Annotated in this window: 14 protein-coding genes; 7 read left to right on the forward strand and 7 right to left on the reverse strand. The window is 53.4% G+C overall.

What is annotated here, in order from left to right; translation table 11 throughout:
- Positions 1–387: 387 nt before the first annotated feature.
- Positions 388–3,222, forward strand: a complete 2,835-nt coding sequence (locus Pla22_RS04495; RefSeq protein ID WP_146513547.1) for a 2-oxoglutarate dehydrogenase E1 component — start codon at positions 388–390, stop codon at positions 3,220–3,222.
- A gap of 164 nt (positions 3,223–3,386) precedes the next feature.
- Here Pla22_RS04495 and Pla22_RS04500 read toward each other — a convergent pair whose 3' ends face one another.
- Entirely contained in the window at positions 3,387–5,042 is a 1,656-nt protein-coding gene (locus Pla22_RS04500) for an ABC transporter permease family protein (protein ID WP_146513548.1), read from the reverse strand.
- 168 nt (positions 5,043–5,210) lie between these two features.
- On the opposite strand from Pla22_RS04500, the gene Pla22_RS04505 reads away from it, so the two are divergent.
- Positions 5,211–5,621: a thiol-disulfide oxidoreductase DCC family protein gene (locus tag Pla22_RS04505; protein WP_146513549.1), complete on the forward strand. Its 411-nt coding sequence runs from the start codon at positions 5,211–5,213 to the stop codon at positions 5,619–5,621.
- 108 nt (positions 5,622–5,729) lie between these two features.
- Here Pla22_RS04505 and Pla22_RS04510 read toward each other — a convergent pair whose 3' ends face one another.
- The gene (locus Pla22_RS04510) at positions 5,730–6,545 is read right to left on the reverse strand and encodes a phosphoribosylformylglycinamidine synthase subunit PurQ (RefSeq protein ID WP_146513550.1); all 816 of its coding nucleotides are present in this window, start codon (positions 6,543–6,545) and stop codon (positions 5,730–5,732) included.
- Between the two features lie 213 nt (positions 6,546–6,758).
- Here Pla22_RS04510 and Pla22_RS04515 point away from each other — a divergent pair, with 213 nt between their 5' ends.
- Positions 6,759–7,607, forward strand: coding sequence for a DUF2314 domain-containing protein (locus tag Pla22_RS04515; protein WP_242631792.1), 849 nt, complete (start codon positions 6,759–6,761; stop codon positions 7,605–7,607).
- Between the two features lie 103 nt (positions 7,608–7,710).
- Here the strand turns inward: Pla22_RS04515 and Pla22_RS04520 are convergent, their stop codons facing one another.
- Positions 7,711–9,129, reverse strand: coding sequence for a hypothetical protein (locus Pla22_RS04520; protein WP_146513551.1), 1,419 nt, complete (start codon positions 9,127–9,129; stop codon positions 7,711–7,713).
- Positions 9,130–9,140: 11 nt separating this feature from the next.
- Entirely contained in the window at positions 9,141–9,881 is a 741-nt protein-coding gene (locus tag Pla22_RS04525; protein ID WP_146513552.1) for a hypothetical protein, read from the reverse strand.
- A gap of 34 nt (positions 9,882–9,915) precedes the next feature.
- On the opposite strand from Pla22_RS04525, the gene Pla22_RS04530 reads away from it, so the two are divergent.
- Together Pla22_RS04530 and Pla22_RS04535 are read left to right on the forward strand one after the other, a co-directional pair.
- A complete protein-coding gene (locus tag Pla22_RS04530) occupies positions 9,916–10,620 on the forward strand; it encodes a TVP38/TMEM64 family protein (protein WP_165440510.1) in 705 nt (234 codons plus the stop codon).
- Positions 10,621–10,715: 95 nt separating this feature from the next.
- Complete coding sequence (locus tag Pla22_RS04535; RefSeq protein ID WP_165440511.1) at positions 10,716–11,150, forward strand: PH domain-containing protein; 435 nt, start codon at positions 10,716–10,718, stop codon at positions 11,148–11,150.
- Between the two features lie 59 nt (positions 11,151–11,209).
- On the opposite strand, the gene Pla22_RS04540 is transcribed toward Pla22_RS04535, so the two are convergent.
- Positions 11,210–12,067, reverse strand: a complete 858-nt coding sequence (locus Pla22_RS04540; protein ID WP_146513555.1) for a class I SAM-dependent methyltransferase — start codon at positions 12,065–12,067, stop codon at positions 11,210–11,212.
- Positions 12,068–12,135: 68 nt separating this feature from the next.
- On the opposite strand from Pla22_RS04540, the gene Pla22_RS04545 reads away from it, so the two are divergent.
- Entirely contained in the window at positions 12,136–13,221 is a 1,086-nt protein-coding gene (locus tag Pla22_RS04545) for an NHL repeat-containing protein (RefSeq protein WP_146513556.1), read from the forward strand.
- A 74-nt stretch (positions 13,222–13,295) separates the two neighbouring features.
- On the opposite strand, the gene Pla22_RS04550 is transcribed toward Pla22_RS04545, so the two are convergent.
- Positions 13,296–14,189, reverse strand: coding sequence for a DMT family transporter (locus tag Pla22_RS04550; protein ID WP_146513557.1), 894 nt, complete (start codon positions 14,187–14,189; stop codon positions 13,296–13,298).
- A 64-nt stretch (positions 14,190–14,253) separates the two neighbouring features.
- The gene (locus tag Pla22_RS04555; RefSeq protein ID WP_242631793.1) at positions 14,254–15,315 is read right to left on the reverse strand and encodes a PP2C family protein-serine/threonine phosphatase; all 1,062 of its coding nucleotides are present in this window, start codon (positions 15,313–15,315) and stop codon (positions 14,254–14,256) included.
- 229 nt (positions 15,316–15,544) lie between these two features.
- On the opposite strand from Pla22_RS04555, the gene Pla22_RS04560 reads away from it, so the two are divergent.
- Complete coding sequence (locus tag Pla22_RS04560) at positions 15,545–17,389, forward strand: alpha/beta hydrolase (protein WP_242631794.1); 1,845 nt, start codon at positions 15,545–15,547, stop codon at positions 17,387–17,389.
- Positions 17,390–17,528: the final 139 nt, after the last annotated feature.

A 17,528-nucleotide genomic window follows, 5' to 3' on the forward strand; every position in this document is an offset into this window, starting at 1 on the left:
GAAAACACTTAAAAGTGCACCATGTTTTGACATACAACCGGCCAGCCGAGAACCACGCCTACGCGCGAGGACCGAGTAACGGTGCAAACGGCAAAAAACGTGACAGATTGATGGTCAAAAGTCACGCCTTATGGGTACCCGCCGATTGTACGATTCTCTAAAGTAAACGAAGTGCGAGTTTGAGTAGGCTCAGGAGAGCTAGAACTCGCATTCACGCCCATACAAAATTGGCTCCTCACTGAATTCCGCTTCGCGATTTGAATCTCAATTCTCAGCCCTCCCGGATCACCTGAAAAGGACCGGGTTCTCCACCAGAGATAGGGAAGAAACCGAGAGACGGGCCTCCTACCGATACGGGCTAAGCCAACTTGGCCTGACAAAGCTGACATGAATAGCTACAGCTTGGACTACATTGACGACCTGTATGTCCAATACGTTCGCGACCCTTCGAGCGTTTCCGCAACTTGGCGCACCTATTTCGAGCAGTTTTTGCTCGTCAATGGCATCTCTGCGACGGCGGAACAAGCCAAATCGCAAGTTTCCGCAGGCACCGTCCAAAGGTCTGCGAACGGCTCAACTGCTCCATCCAAAGGCAGCGTCGTAGCCAATCAAGTGGCAACCAGCCAAGGCACGATCAATTCCGAGCAGGCCATTTGGCTTTCGCGAATTCAAGATCGCGTCAACAACCTCGTTCGCGAATACCGAGTCCGTGGGCACCTGACCGCCAATTTGGACCCCCTCGGGTTCCCTCGACCCGATAGCCCTAACCTTAGCCCCGAGGTTCACGGCCTGAGCAAGGACGACATGAATCGTCCGTTTGATGCCAGTTTTCTTGAAGACGTGATGGGCGAAACGCTCGACGCGATCCTGACGAGACTTCGAAACACGTATTGCCGCAGTATCGGTGCGCAGTTCATGCACATCGACCGTCGTACTATTCGTGATTGGCTGCAACGTCGTATGGAAACGACGGAAAACCGACTCGAGTTATCTCACGACGTCCAACGCCGTATCTATGTCCGCTTGGCCGACGCGTCGATCTTTGAAGAATTTGTTCGCCGAAAATTCGTCGGTGCGAAAACGTTCTCACTCGAAGGTGCCGAAAGCCTGATCCCGATGTTGGATTTGGCGCTCGAGAAGGCTGGTCAACACAACGTCAAGGAAGTCGTCATGGGCATGGCCCACCGAGGACGACTTAACGTGATGGCGAACATCCTCAAGAAGCGTGCGCTCAACATTTTTTGGTCGTTCGATGATCCTACGCCCGAGATGAATCGCGGCGGCGGTGATGTGCGCTATCACCTTGGCTACAGCAGCGATTGGAAAACCGCCTCGGGCGATAACATTCACATTTCATTGTGCTTTAACCCCAGTCACCTGGAATTCGTCAACACGGTCGCGCAAGGGCGAACTCGTTGCAAACAGGATCGCCACGGTGACGTGGACCGCCGTGAAGTGATGACCATCTTGATTCACGGCGACGCGGCGTTTGCTGGCGAAGGCGTTGTCCAAGAAACGCTTAACTTGAGCGAGTTGGCTGGCTACCGAACCGGTGGCACACTGCACATCGTCATCAACAACCAAGTCGGGTTCACGACTGAACCTTCCGAAGGACGCAGCACCACCTATGCGACCGACATCGCCAAGATGCTGCAGATTCCCATTTTTCACGTCAATGGCGAAGACCCTGAAGCGGTCGCTCAAGTGGTATCGTTGGCGATGGACTTTCGCAAAGAATTCCACCGCGACGTCGTGATCGATCTCTACGCGTTCCGACGCTGGGGACACAACGAAGGCGACGAACCTCGATTCACTCAGCCTCGCATGTACGCCGAGATCGACCGACGCGATAGCGTTCGCCAGCAGTATCTCAACCAACTGCTGAAGCTGGGCAAGATCACAGCCGAAGAAGCCGAAGAGATTCAGCGCGAACGAACCGAGAAACTCGAATCCGAATTTGAGGCCACAAAGCACGTCAAGTTCGTTCCCGATACACAAACGTTGGCTGCCAACTGGTCACAGTACTTCGGCGGTCTTGAACCGTCCGAAGAAACCGACACCACCGTCGATGTCAAAGTTCTCGGTGGCCTGCTGGATTCTCTCACGCGATTGCCAGCCGGGTTTGCTGCCAACAAGAAGCTCAAGCGACCGATGGCTCATCGTCGTGATATGGCCGAAGGAAAAACTTCGCTCGATTGGGCCAGCGCCGAAGCGGCTGCGTTTGCGTCCTTGTTGACTGCGGGTCATCCTATCCGCATGACGGGGCAGGATTGCGAGCGAGGCACGTTTAGCCAACGCCACGCGGTTTTGCACGATACAAAAACCGGCGAGAAGTACACTCCGCTGAAGAACTTGTCACCCGATCAAGCTCCCCTTGAACTCTACAACAGCCCCCTTTCCGAAGCCGGTGTGTTGGGATTTGAGTACGGCTATTCGCTTGACAATCCTGACGGACTCACGCTTTGGGAGGCACAGTTCGGCGACTTCTGGAATTGTGCCCAAGTGATTGTGGACCAGTTCATTGCGAGCGCCGAAGACAAGTGGAATCGTTTGAGCGGCCTAGTCATGTTATTGCCGCACGGTTTTGAAGGCCAAGGTCCCGAACATTGCAGTGCTCGCGTGGAACGCTTTTTGGCAATGTCGGCCGAGCACAACATCCAAGTGGTCCAGCCAACTACGCCGGCGCAGTACTTTCACCTGTTGCGGCGGCAAGTGCTTCGCAAATGGCGAAAGCCGCTGGTCGTGCTCACACCCAAGAGCCTGCTGCGACACCCCAAGTGCATCAGTCCATTGCATATCCTTGCCGGCGGAAGCTTCAAGAAGATCTTGCCGGATCGAAAGGTCAAACTAGCGGACGCGAAGCGATTGATCATGTGCACGGGCAAGGTGTATTACGACCTGCTCGCCGCTCGGACCGAAAAGGAAATCAAAGATATCGCGATCATGCGAATCGAACAGCTCTACCCGCTGACCACCGACGAGGTCATGTCGACGCTGAAGGATTTGCCCGAAGGCAGTGAGTTGGTGTGGGTTCAAGAAGAGCCAACCAACATGGGCGCGTGGCCCTACCTGAAACTTAACTTCTATGACGAGTGGGCCAAGCGTTTCAAAGTCCACCGAGTCAGTCGTGTAGAATCGGCCAGCCCGAGTACTGGTTCGCTTGCCGCACATAAGCTCGAGCAAGCTGACCTGATCGCAGAAGCTTTAGGTGACCTGGGCTAACCGCTAATCCGCTAGCCGATACGAGAGTGGAACTGCAAAAAGTGCATTTGCAAACAGTGCACCTGCAGAAGTGCGCCTCCAAAAGTCCACCGCCAAGGAACCATCAAACTTAGAAAGCACCAAACTGTCGCCCCAGTGCGTTGGGCACGCGGGCGACAAGCTTCCTAAGTCCCTTCTCGTAACCGGTCGAAGTACTGCTGAGCATGTTCTCGCTCGTCTCGCGGAAGTGACTGGTTTTCGGTTGGGTCACTTTCTTCGGATAGCTGACTTTGTATAGCGGCTTTGATGTCTTCACGCGTCACACCCTTGCGGTTGGGGCCATCGGCAAAGCCAGCAATGATTGCTTTGCCTTTCTTCACATCGCCTCGCACTTGCGTTTCGTAGGTATTGGTGTCGTTTTCGGATTCGGGCCGATCACCTTTCCCCGAGCCGTTACCCAGACCATTGCCTTCGCCAGCTCCCTGACCGCTGCCCATTCCATTGCCTTGACACTGCTTGCAGCCACCACCCTGGCAACCTTGGCATTGCATTTGGTTCTTGGACTGAGACAGTTGGTCCATAGCGGATTCGAGGTCTTCAAGCTCAGACATTTCTTGAGACATTTCACCGAGTTGATCGGCCATTTGCTGCATCGCATCGGCCGCATCCTGCGAATTCCCATTCTTCATCGCATCAGCAGCCTGCTGCATTGACTGAGCCATCTGCCCCATCTTTTGCGCTTGAGCGTCTTGCTGCTGCATCTGATTGAGCTGTTGCTGCATCTTCGATGCGTCTGCCCCACGCCCTTCTTTTTTCGCTTGCTCGATCTTCTCTTTAAGCTCTTGCTTTTCCTGCTCGTGTTTTTTAGCTGCCTTCTTGAGCTGGTCCGCCATCTTCTGAACTTGCTTTTGAAGTTCCTTTTTTTCCTCGTTGCTCAATTTGCCATCGTTCATTTTCTTGGCAAGCTCTTTAACGATATCCTCGGCCTTTCCGAACTCTCCTTTTTGAATCGCTTTGGCAACTTTTGCGCCTTCGCCCGATTCAAGCCCATCCATTTGCGCCAGCGCCTTGCGCACCCCTTCGGACGATCCGAGTTCTTTACGACGTTCTTCGAGCTGTTTCTTCAGGTCATTCATCGCAATCATGGTGTCTTTGCGATTGAGACTTTTCTTATTGGTGAGTTTGTCGAGATCCGATTCCATCTTCTCGTACATCTCTTTGGCCTCTCGCAGCCCTTCCGCATCCGCCTTGCGTTTTTGTTGTTCGATTCGCTTCTTGAGTTGTTTGGCAACCGTTTGAACTTGTTTCATCAACGCCGGATCGGATTGCTCAGTCGAGTTTGCAACCGTGGTGCTGACCGGTTCAACCAACAGCAAAACGAGAGCCAAGATCGGAACGATCGATAGGGGAAGCCAACCGAGCTTGCTCGGTTTAAGAGAGAACTTGTCAGCAATCGAAAGCTGACTGGCCCGGCGACCCGCATCGGCTTGAAGCGCCAGCCCAAATTCCGATTCTCGATCGGATTCGTGAAGCGAGATCGAACTGCTAAGCCGTTCCCGCAGCCCAAAACGGTGGTCCACTTCGGCAGCCACCTTTGCCGTGGTTGGTGCTTTAACAACGGTGTGTATCAAGGCGGCCAGAACAGCGACAACGACGGTCCCAATCACCCAACCTTTGGACCAGACGGAAAAATCAATTCCCAGGGCATAAAATGCGGGCACGGCAATTGCAATCGTCGCAATCAGAAGGGCCGCAAACAACGTGACCGAAAGGGTGCGTCCAAATTGAGCCAACATCAAACGACGTCGTGCGGATTGGACTTTGGATTCGATTTCGCTCATGGCTATGGCTTAACCCTTCGTATTGACGAACTTTCTCAAAGATACCCGCCCCACGTGATCGCTCGGGGCGGCCGAATCGTCGATTTCGACCTACAATCAGTATAGAGGCCATCAACTCATTGCGATGAGCCCATTTTTGATCGAATTTCCCTTTTGAATCACATCTCGATGCCAACCCTTCCGGATCCCGACGACCTGAAAGACTCCAACGTCGTGATCTACGATGGCCAGTGCAATTTTTGTCGTGGGCAAGTCAATAACCTTCGACGTCTGGACATTGGCGGTAAACGGTTATCATTCATCTCGCTGCATGACCCACGGGTGAAAGAACGATACCCGGATCTGAGTCACGACGACCTGATGGCACAAATGTATGTCATCGATCGAGACCAAAACCGGTATGGCGGCAGCGATGCCGTACGTTTTCTATCACGCCAACTTCCGCTGCTGTGGCCCGTGATGCCGATTCTTCACATCCCCGGGACAGCGGGGCTGTGGCGATGGGGCTACCACCAAATCGCAAAGCGTCGCTACAAACTTGCCGGCAAGAATTGCGAAGACGGTGTCTGCAAGATCTAGCCCGATTGTCGCCACCGAATAGATGGGCGTTTAGATCAGATCGCGTTTTTAGAGTGCGATGTGAATTTCACAACGCATAAATTGCCGAACGTTCGAATGCGATTGGTTCTAAGCGAACCACTGGACCGCATTTTGGAACATCGCTAGTCCGTCACCGTGCTCGGGTTGTTCCTTGCGACGAGTCCAAAAGGGGTGATGAGTCGCTTCGATGTGACGCTCTGGGTGCGGCATCAATCCAAACACGCGACCGCTGGCATCGCAAACCCCAGCCACGTTGGCATCAGCACCGTTGGGATTGATGGGAAATGGCAACACCTCGTCGCTTACACCAGCATCGGACTCGTCCGTGTATCGAACGGCCAATCGTCCGGCGTCTCGCAATCGTGATAACGCGGATTCGTCTCGGGCAACAAACTTGCCCTCCGCGTGCGCCATGGGAAGGTACATCTTTTCAATGCCTTGCGTGAACACACAAGGCGACTTTGCATCGACCGCCAAGTGAACCCAGCGATCCTCGAAACGTCCATGATTGTTCCAAGTCAACGTCGCTGGTGGTTGATCATCCTCGCTAACGCCTTCGGTCAGAACGCCCAACCGCATCATCACTTGCATGCCGTTACAGATCCCCAGCACTAACCGGTCGCCGTTGCCGTGAACAAACGAGTCCACCATCCCGGCCAAATGCTCACGAAGCCGGGTAGCAAGAATTCGGCCCGCTGCGATGTCATCGCCGTAGCTGAACCCGCCCGGAAAGCAAAGGATTTGGTAGCGGTCTTTAAGAGCCGGATTCTCGATCAGCCGGTTGACGTGAACCCGCTCTGCGATCGCGCCAGCTTTTTCAAACGCGAATGCCGTTTCTTCGTCACAATTCGTGCCCGGAGCACGCAAAACAAGGACTCGGGGAGCAACACTTTGGGTGGACATGGACTCGTTTTGGTGAGCAATCGCGAGGAATAAGAGGCTTGATCAACGCCGCAAGCCGGATGATAGCCTGCCTCGAACTCATTGCGTAGGCGTGCCCCAAATCGGGTCACATGACGCGTCACCATCACGCAAGGCATAGATTCGGCAATGAGTAGCCCCAGGAGGATCCGCCCGTTTTTTGCATTCTCAACCTCAAACGCTTATTTTGGCGTCATGAGCGAACCCAATTCCCCGGTCTTCATGGCGTCGAGTGAAGATCCAGCGATGCAGCAGGCAATCAAGCGAGCCCGGCAAACATTTCGGTTTTTCTGGCGAGAACTTTCGTGGGAATACCGTCGGATCGTTCCCGGGCTCGATATCGCAGCGGTGAAGATTGCCTTTGAAGATCCTCCCGGGACACCCAAGCAAGACCCCGATCAACCGGCGGTCGAAGAAATGTGGGTGAGTGATATCCAGTTCGATGGGCAACAGGTCTCAGGGACGCTCATCAACAATCCAAACTGGCTGACTTCGGTGAGCGAGGGCGACGATGTCATCGCGAACCCAATGCAGGTCAACGATTGGATGTACGCGATCAACCAAAAGGTCTGCGGAGCATTCACGGTCAATGTGATCCGAGCAGCGATGAGTAAGTCGGAACGCCGAGCTCATGACAACGCCTGGGGACTCGACTTCGGTCATCCTGAATCCATCGTTGTCGTTCCGCCCGATTACATCGGTCAACCTGCTCCCAAGAAAAGCTTCTTGGGCGGATCCAAACCCGTGGTACAAGACCTTGCCGAGGTGGCGAAACGCGAGCACCCCATGGCAATCAACATGTTGCCGTCTCTAGAAGAGCAGCTCACGGAAGATCCATCAATTGTCCATCAAACCGACGAACGAGGTTTTACATTTCTGCATCAGCTAACCCTAGCCGGTAGTGCCGCCAGCGTTGCGGCGCTACTGACGCATGACGCTGACCCCAATGCGGTTGCGTCCAATGGCATGACACCTCTGCGACTCGCCAAGTCGCTCGGCTGGAAGGACGTTGCCGAGGTGCTCGTTCATGCTGGCGCTCAATAAAGCAATGCCGACCTAGATATCTGTTTCCGTGAATACCTCGGTCATGTTAATTGCGGTCCGCAACAGACCGAATCCTCGGTCTGCAACATACGGGCCATTACGATCAACGCCCCGTCTCGACTTTGATCTGCAATCGACCGTGCTGATGGTCCCACCCTACGACCGTACCACGACCTCGCCAGATTTGTCGCCCGATCTGCTCGAACTCTTCGCCCATGTCATGCGGCACATACAAGACCATTGGCAATTCAGGGTGCTCGGCCCGAGCCCAAACGGCATGACCATTTTCGTAAACGTGCGGATCCTCGGAACCGCTGTAGAGCACGCGTCGCTCGACAATCGCTTCAACATCGAATGTCATCCCCTGCACCACATCGACCAATAGATCTCGTTGATCATCTTCATCGCGAACATCCCACAAGTGCTGGACCGTTTCTTGGAATGTAACACCTGGCGATGATGAATCCGCTTCGCCGGTCGCCGAAGCCATTGCGGGCGAAGTCGCGTTAGAAGAAGCCCCGTAAGAAGAGGCTCCGATGACTTGGTTCCCGCTAGGCAACACTTCCAGCTTGTACTTTTTGCTCCAATCAGGGCACCTTGGAATATCAATACGGACCTTCGCCTCCCAGATTATTTCATTGCTGGAAAGCTTAATTGAATACGGAGCGTCGCTTGGAATTTCGAACGCAATGGGATAGCGATGCTCGACATCCGGCCGAAGCGTCTTGGCGGGCTCTAATTCCAAGAGGCGGCTAAAGAACAGGTGAGTATGCGTGGTCGCATTGCTCCCGCTACCGCTCACGCAACGCTCACGTGCTTCGATCTCACACTTTACACCGTTAATGTTCACCGGACGCCGCGGACAAACCACCAACTCACCTCGCAGTACATCGCCCGGGTGCAAACTGCACTCTTCGATCTCACAAGTCACTTTCCCGAGCTTGTACTTTGGCAATGCATATCGAACGATCATCACGATACCACCGATTAGCAACGGAGCGAAAAACAAGGCTCCAAACCAACCCGAACGAATGAGTGCTCCACCGATAGGAATCAGGATCGACGCAAACACCAAAGCGATGATCGCACCCACGAATCCACTGACGGCTACCTCGCCCGATTTGCCAGCCGACGCGATTTCGGGACCACCGGTTGGTTTCATTAAGAATGGTGCCGAAGCTTTGGGATCAAACGCCCAGGGAATTTTAGCGCGGGCATCAACGTAGTGGTCGATGTTTAAATAGTGCCCGTGATAACTGGGGGGCCAATCTGCAACCGTCAGCTCAAAGGGATACTCAAGCTGATCGCCCGCTTGCCAATCACCGGTAAAAACAATCGTCGATTGAGCATCCTTGGTGGCAACATTGCCTCGACCATGAGTACGCCAAACTGTTTTGACTTCCAGTCCGTTGCACGTCACATCGCTATCGACCGAAACTCGCACCACGCCGCGAATGGTTTCACCGCCTCCGTAAATCCGATCGGGATTGTCAATCTCAACACTTAAATCACACTTGGCCACCGACTGATCCTCTAGGTTGCTTGGGTCTTTTCTTTAGGTTGTGGATGCGTTGCACCAAAGTTGGCGATCTTCCGTTGCCACGTTTCATAGAGATACCCTTCGATCGCTCGAATGTCCGTCCCAAACCGACGTGACAATTGTTCTGCGTCCGCTTCGCTAATGAACGGGATGTCGCCCTCGCCGAACCGCGCGTCTTCGATACGTCGATTGAGCACTCGCCGAATGAGCGAGGGAGTATTTTGTTCGCCAATGGCGTATGTCACAACGTTGTAACCGTGCTTGCGCAACCGACGAGAAAGGTCTTTGTGCGTCCCTAGAATTAACGGGACCCCACTATTGAACACGCATTTCATTGCAGCTCGATTAAGACGCTGGGCTTCATCAATGATTAACGGAGCAGCAACGGGCAGTGCTGGCACGGGTGCGTCTTCGGCCAGGTAAACGTAAACGGATTCAGGCAAACGCGATTGAAGCGAGATCAAACGCGTGGACTTGCCTCGACCACAATCCCCGATGAACTGCACCGCGTGCCGTTGACGGGTGAAGCTTTCCAGCGATTCCCATTCGTCCAACACTGCCAGCGAAGCTCGTTGTCCTCGAGTCAATTCGCCAAACGGATTGCGAACGAGATTCCAACGAGCCCAAGGATGCCTTTGAGACAACAAAACCAATTCATCGGCAGGGCCACCCAAACAAATCATCGGCAGTGTGCGTTCCTTGGCAGTGTTGAAGCGGAATAATCGAGCTATCATGGACGGCTTCTCTTCGTTTCCCAAGATACCGTCCATGATGCGTTCTCGCAGCCAAGTGTACCGATACATCCCGCCTTTGATGATGGTGGCTATCGGAACGACGTTGCTTTGCCGAGGCTTCGAACTTAGAAACATTCACGACTGGGTTGACTCATTCGGCGCTACCGCTCCGATCGTATTCGTAGCGGTCGGCGTGATACTGATGTCCCTTTTTGTCCCCAAAACCGTGATGTCGATCACCGCTGGTGCGATGTTCGGAACAGGATGGGGCAGCGGCTTGATGCTGGTCACCGCCCTGCTCGCTGCGGCATTGAATTACATGATTGGTCGGTTGTGGGTTTCGGGCTCCAGCGCTACCGACGAAAACCAAAGCAAATCGGTCCCGGCCGGAGACATCATTTCGACAATGCGTCAAATGGCGGCTGATGCAAATTTTGCCGGGCACCTGCTACTTCGACTCTCGCCGGTACCCACAATGATCATCAGCTACACGATGGGAGCATGCCACGCCAAAATAGTGCCCTATATCGTCGCGGCCGCTGTAGCAATGATCCCGCAAATTTTGTGGGTCCACAGCGGAACGGCCTCGCACCTGATCGGCGATGCCGATGCATCACCTGAAAAATGGACAAGCATCGCCCTCGCCGTCGTAGGTGGACTGCTAGTCAGCGTCTTAATTCCGCGAGAAGTGTTGCGTCGGTTGCGAGACTCGCGAACGATCGAAGGAGCAGCTACCTAATGACCAGCGATTCGCAAACGTCCTCCGAAACTGACAATCAACTCAATCCAGTCAATCAATCTAGATCCGACGGTAAACTCAGTCACCAACGCCCCATGACGCATCGTGTTTACGACTCAGCAATCGATGCCTGGGTCGCGGCGCTACTGATCATTTCACCATTGAGCTCCGTCATCATTGGCGTCTACTTGTTCCTTCAAGGTCAATCCGACGACGCATCAATCATGTTTGCCGCCGGTGCCTTCACCACGATGGTAATCGTCGCCTGTACCCTGCCCTGCCGCTACACACTGCTCGAAGACGCAATCTCAATCCGCTGCGGAATTATCCTGTTCTATCAGGTTGCCTACACCGACATTGAATCGGCAGACCTATCATCATCGTGGCTCAGCGGTCCCGCCCTTTCGTTGAAACGAATCGCCATCAAGACCAAACGACGAACCATCATCGTGTCGCCCAAAGACCGCGAACAGTTTCTGTCTGAACTGAACGAGCGAATCGCGAATGCTGGGCTCGATAAGCTGAGTTAGTCGTCGACGTTAGCCTGGCATCGCCAATTTTTCCCATTGGGACAACTCAATCGCGTTGCTTATGTGAGCGAGTCTTCTCTAACTTCTTCGACTGCTTCAGGGCCAACTCGCTCGAACACGTACTCGTTGCATCCCCATCCATTTCCCACCGTGGTCAGGCGGTCAAGAGTGAACCCTCGTTTTCGCAATGGCATGACGATGTCTTCTGGTTTGGCGACTTCGAAAGGGAGGCCACCGATCCAATCGACCCAGTCGTACCACACGGTCATGCCTCGATCGTTCTTCTTCGCTCGCCAATCGGCAAACGGTAGCGGGTTGCCAAACCTAGCGAGTCGCGCGAATGCAAACTTTGATTCGTAGACGCTGGCAACAGCCACTACCCATACAGGCCGCAGAAAGCTTGGAAAACGATGATAGAGTTTCTTGATCGCAAGCCACCTTCGACTGGCGCCGCCTTGGTCGTTGTAGATCGCAATGAAAAACTGGCCCCCCGGACAAACTCGTCGGCTTGCCAACTCAATCGCTCGGTTCATGTCGCCGGTGTGATGCAGGACGCCCCAGGAATAGACGACATCGAACTCACCGAGAGCCAGCATGAACGATTCATCCAGTACCGAACCCTGGTGAATGGTCCAACGACCTTGAACGTCGTCCCCGAATCTATCCCGAAGTGTTTGAGTGCATCCAACGCACTCCTGGTCGTAGTCGATTGAAACGACCTCAGCTCCGAGTCGATGAGCGGCCAACGAAAACAAACCACTACCGCAACCAATGTCCAAGAACCGTTCTCCGCCGAGCGAATCACGACCAAGTTTTTGCCTCAGCGATTCTTGGGCTTCCTCGATTCGAGTTTCATCAACGGTTTCTAAGAAGGCCCGCCAATTCTTGCCAAACTCAAATCGCTCCTCAGACTTCATTGGAAACTTGCTCAATTATCTCGTATAAATGTGGCTGAACGATTTTCATCCTCGCACCAACATACACCATGAGTGATACAACCAACCGACGTCGTTTCTTGAAAGTTGCCGCCGCGACTACGGTTGCAGCTCCGGCTATTTTCACTTCGAAGCGAACCATGGCCCAGGATGTGATTGGCGAAGGTGATCACAAGTTTCATTGCGAACACTTTTTCCCAAGATTGCCCGATCAGTTCCACTGGCAAATCACTCACAACGTTGCGATTGATCCCGACAACAATCTGTATGTGATTCACGAGGGCAATAAGAAACTTACTGACCATCCTTCGATATTTGTTTTCGATTCCGAAGGAACTTTTATCCGCGCCTTTGGGCAACAATTCCAAGGTGGTGGACACGGAATTGAAATTCGCGTCGAAGACGGTACGCCTTACCTATATGTAGCCGCTTACCAACAGGTCAAATCCATTGCGAAGCTTACTCTTGATGGCGAATTGGTATGGCAGGAATACGCTCCGATGAAAAGCGGGCTTTACGCCGCCGGTGAAGCGAGCGATCCCGATCAAGTTTGGGGACGCGATCGCTTCATGCCAACCAATTTTGCCTTCCTACCCAATGGAGATTTCTTGCTCGCCGATGGCTACGGTGCGTGGGCAATCCATCGATACACTCGCGATGGTAAGTGGCTTTCCCATTTCGGTGGGGCTGGTGATGGCAAAGGCAAGTTCGCGTTGCCTCACGGAATTTGGCTTGATGATCGAATTGATGGTGCGGCGGAAATCGTTGTTGCGGATCGCGCCCACAATACTTTGCAAACATTTGCACTAGATGGCACCTACAAGAAAACCGTCACCGGCTTTGGCTTGCCGGCCAACATCGATGTTTTTGAAGATCTGATGCTAGTCCCCGAACTCGTCGCTCAGGTTTCGATTTTGGACCAAAATCACAACACGATTGCGAAGCTTGGTTCGGATCAAGACCGTATTTTGGCAGACAAAGAACAAGCGGGTGACTTCACGATTCGCAAGGACGAGAGCCGTTGGGAACAAGGAAAGTTCGTTCATCCACACGATGGCTGCTTTGACAAGGAAGGCAACATCTACATCGCTGAATGGGTAGCAACCGGTCGGGTAACCAAGTTGACGCGAGCTTAGCTATGGGAAGTCGGTGCACTCTGCGGTAAACGCAGCCCTGTTCAGGTCTTTCCCAAACGATCTGCGACGGACGGTCACTTACGTCCAAACGCCAGCACCAACAAACCGGCAAACGTTAGCGTTACGCCACTTACCAGCGCAGCAGTAATCGGTTCAGCGAATAAGATCACACCCGCCAAGGCAGCCATCGCCACTTGTGATGCATTGATAAGATTCACTGCAACGACAGGTAACGCTTTGAGCGACAACGACATTGCGATAAATGCAGAGAAGTTCAGCAGACCAGCGGCCGACATCACGACCCACTGCTCGGTCGCAATCGCGTTAAAGTCACTTAATTCAATTCGCGTTAAGACGAACGTCCACAACGAAAGCACCCCCACAGCGCCGCTTAAAAACATTGTCAATGAAGCTGACACTCCGCTATGCATGGTTTGACGCATGACGACACCGAATAGCGAATAGGCCGCCCCCGAAGCAGCCGCGCAAAGAGCGCCCACCCAAATTGGCAAAGTGCTGGACGATGCTAAAGGTCTTTCACCTGCGCTAGGTAGGGAAAGAATGACAATTGCGGAAATCAGGATCACAATAGCGATGACTTTGTTGATCCGAACCGGTTCGCCCAAGACAATTCGCCCCAAGATCGCGCCACCAATGATCAATACTCCGAGCGTTATTGGCACCGAGATCGCCAAACCGATAACTTCAAGCGCCACTTGGAACGCCGCATTGCCAACAAATTGACCAACCAGTGCAACGATAAGAAAACGAACAATCATGCGACTACTCGTCATCAACTTCTTACCTCGTGCCACCAGCCACACCAGAAATGGACCGAGAAAGAGCACCGTCGGAACAGCTTTGACCGCTGCTACCAAGAATGGATCGACGCCGACGCTTTGCCGCAAAGCAACATTCGCTGCCGTATAGAGGATTGCCGCAAGTCCACCACAAATGACGCCAAACACAACACTGCCATGGTGATTGTGTGGCTCGATCGAAGTGACGTCTCGCGTTTTCCGATTCAGCGAGTTACTCCGGAAGTGTATCGTGCAAGAAGTCGTCGGATGAATCGTCTGGTTCGTCGGTGTCGATCGTTTCCAATAGCAAGTCGTCCGACTTCGGCAACGATTGGGTACTGACGGGTGGTCGATGGTCATAATCATCGATCCAGGTCGATTTTGTAATATCACTTCCGGTGGGTTGTGACACGATCACCGTAATATTGTCTTCGCCACCTGCTTCATTCGCGAGCTGAATTAGCTTTTCGCAAAGGTCCGCAGACTCGGGATTGGAATCGCTTCCCACTACCTGGGCAAGTTGCTCGGCGGTGAAATAGCGATGAAGCCCGTCACTGCAAAGAACGATACGGTCGTTGTTCTTCAGATCCACTTGCCGAACCTCTGCCGTAATTTCGCCCCCATCAGACCGTCCACCTAGCACGTTCCAAAGCACATTGCTCCACTTACTTCCCGCTTCATCCTCGGGCTTCAGCCCTCCGGCCTCGACCATTTGCCTGGCGAGAGTGTGATCAGTGGTCAATTGCTGAGCCATGCCGTCACGTACCAAGTAACATCGCGAATCGCCCGCATGAACGACGTATAGCTTCGGCCAAACAACGTACGCCATGGTCAACGTCGTCCCCATGCCACGTTGGTCGACATTCTGAGCCGATTCAAGCAGGATCCTAGAGTGCGCATTTCGAAGCAAACTTTCCAAGTTCCCCATGAACTCGTCTTCTCGGTCAACATCACCGTGGAAATGCCAGTGAATGCTACCAAGCAAGTTCGTCACCAATTGATCGATCGCGATTCGACTCGCGTGTTCTCCCGCGGCATGCCCGCCCATGCCATCGGCAACCAACAAGACCTCGCCTTGGACTTGGCCAAATAGCCGGTCTTCTAACAACAACGACGTGGCAGTCACCCGCATCGACTTGTTGAGTTGAGCGATCAAGAACTGGTCTTGATTGTTCTCACGAACGCGACCCTGATGAGTCATCCCGCAGGAATGTGACGTTAAGCCGCCCGCCAAGCTGTCCTTCGAGTCATTCAGATTGCGACTGCCACCGCTCGAATTCTCGATATTATTCACACCAGCCTCAACTACTTGAAACGCGCACACGGGATGCCCACTTACCCACACAAAGTTTACAGCAAAATGCTAGTGCAACAGGTGGGTATCGCACAATTGAGGTCGACTTGCGCAGTCCCAATGAGCTATCCCTCATTCTGGTCTAAGGATGTGTTCCGAACCGTAGCTCTGACCTTCCTCTCGGATGACTTCCACTTTCGCGAATCTCCGCTGTTTAGGGAATCTCTTCATGCTGATTGCTGACAAATCTAACCGTCGATTTCCGCTGTTTCTGCACTTAGGCCTGCTTTTGACCATCGCAGCGAACATCGGTTCACTGACCGGTTGCTCTCAAAGTCAACCGGAATCCAGGTTTTCGGATGATTCGCCCATCGAAATGAGTTCTCCCGATGGCATTGCCATGGAAGCAATTCCAGCGAGGCAAACTTACCGACAAGAGGGTCCTGATCAAACACCGACCGAAATGGTTCGCGAGCAGGCATTTCCACCGGTTGCCTACCAAAGCTCGCCAGCCGAACGCCCCAGTTTCTCAGGCGTCCAGACTTCGGCCCCAATGCGTATCCCGTCGCAGCCAGACGCCTCATCGGGGTTCGCAACCAACTCGAGACAATCCGTTTCGAACAGCTTTGATGCGACGTCACTCTCGCCAACGGCATCAGCATCGAACTCATTTACCAACCCGAATCATGCAAATAATCCTCGATCATCGGCGTCGTCAAATGCGGCAGCACCGGCGATTGCAGCACCAACACTTCCAGCAACAGCGATTGCATCAACCCCAGCAACTTCAACGTTACCGGATCATGTTTCACGATTGCCCGCCGGCAGCGAACGTAACGCAGCGGATGGATTCGCCACGGTTCGAGTGTTTTATGCCACCGATCGAAAACGTGACTCCCTAACGCTTGATGCCATTTCCGTTAGCGGGCAAAAAGAGCCGTTCATCGCTTTGACCGGTTGTTCCATCTTGTTGATCGGCTTTGGCGGGATTGGCTTGCTAACCGGTCGAACTCGCGCACGAACGGCGTCGCTATTGGCGGGCTGCGTCGTCGGCTGCGGTGCAGTAGCGTTTGTTTTGGCAGGTCAAGCAAACATCGAGAAACATGGAGTCACCTATGCGGCCGACCGCGGTTCGCTGGTCCGTGGCATTTGCGATGTGACTGTTCCCGATACACACTCGCGAGGACTTGTTGAGCGTCCGAGCTTGTTGCGTTTAGAGTTCCGCGAAGACCAAAGAGAACACATCGTGTTGACCAGCGCGACCGAACTATCGGCGACTGATTTTCACCATCGCCTCGCCAATACGGTGGACGCGTCTGATCAAAAAGACCTGCTCGTATTCATTCACGGTTACAACGTTGACTTTGAATCGGCGGTGCAAAGAACGGCTCAAATCGCGGTGGACTTGCCCTTCACTGGTACGCCTATCTGTTACTCGTGGCCCAGCCAAGCGACTTTGCTCGGCTATTCCATTGACGAAAACAACGCCGTTTGGACCGTCACTCACTTGAAACAATTTCTGCTCGAACTTGCTAGAGAAAGTGGTGCACGTTCAATTAACGTGGTTGCTCACAGCATGGGTAATCGTGCGATGACCGCAGCGATTCAGCAGATCGACTTCCAACTTGCCGACGACTCGCCCAAAATGTTTGACCGTGTTGTTTTGGCTGCGCCCGATGTGGATGCCGATCACTTCCGACGTGACCTCGCCCCCTCGCTACTGAACACTGCAAGACAAGTCACGCTTTACGCATCTTCAGATGATCAGGCACTGATTGCTTCCAAACAAGTTCACGGTTACCCGCGAGCGGGCGAAAGTGGTCCTCATTTGGTTGTTGTTCCGGGTATTGAAACGATCGATGTCAGCGGCATTGATTTGAGCTTACTCGGGCACAGCTACTATGGTGATAACGAATCGATGCTGCGAGATTTGTACGAAGTCGTGGGCGCTCGGTTACCGGCATCTAGTCGCGAGCAATTGATTGCCCGAGGCATTGAACCAATGACGTATTGGCAGTTGGCTCAGCAACCAAGGACTACGACGCCCGCACAAACCGCACCTTTGAACCGTTGATCCGATCGCATAATCGGTACCGTTGGACTTATCCGATTCAATTGCTGGCGTGTTTGCAACGACCCTAGGAAGCTCAACGATCCCGCTTCGCGAATATGACTGGGCTACTAGACTTAGGAATCGGCCGGCAATCATCTGC

The sequence above is a fragment of the Rubripirellula amarantea genome (genome assembly GCF_007859865.1).
GTDB lineage: Bacteria > Planctomycetota > Planctomycetia > Pirellulales > Pirellulaceae > Rubripirellula > Rubripirellula amarantea.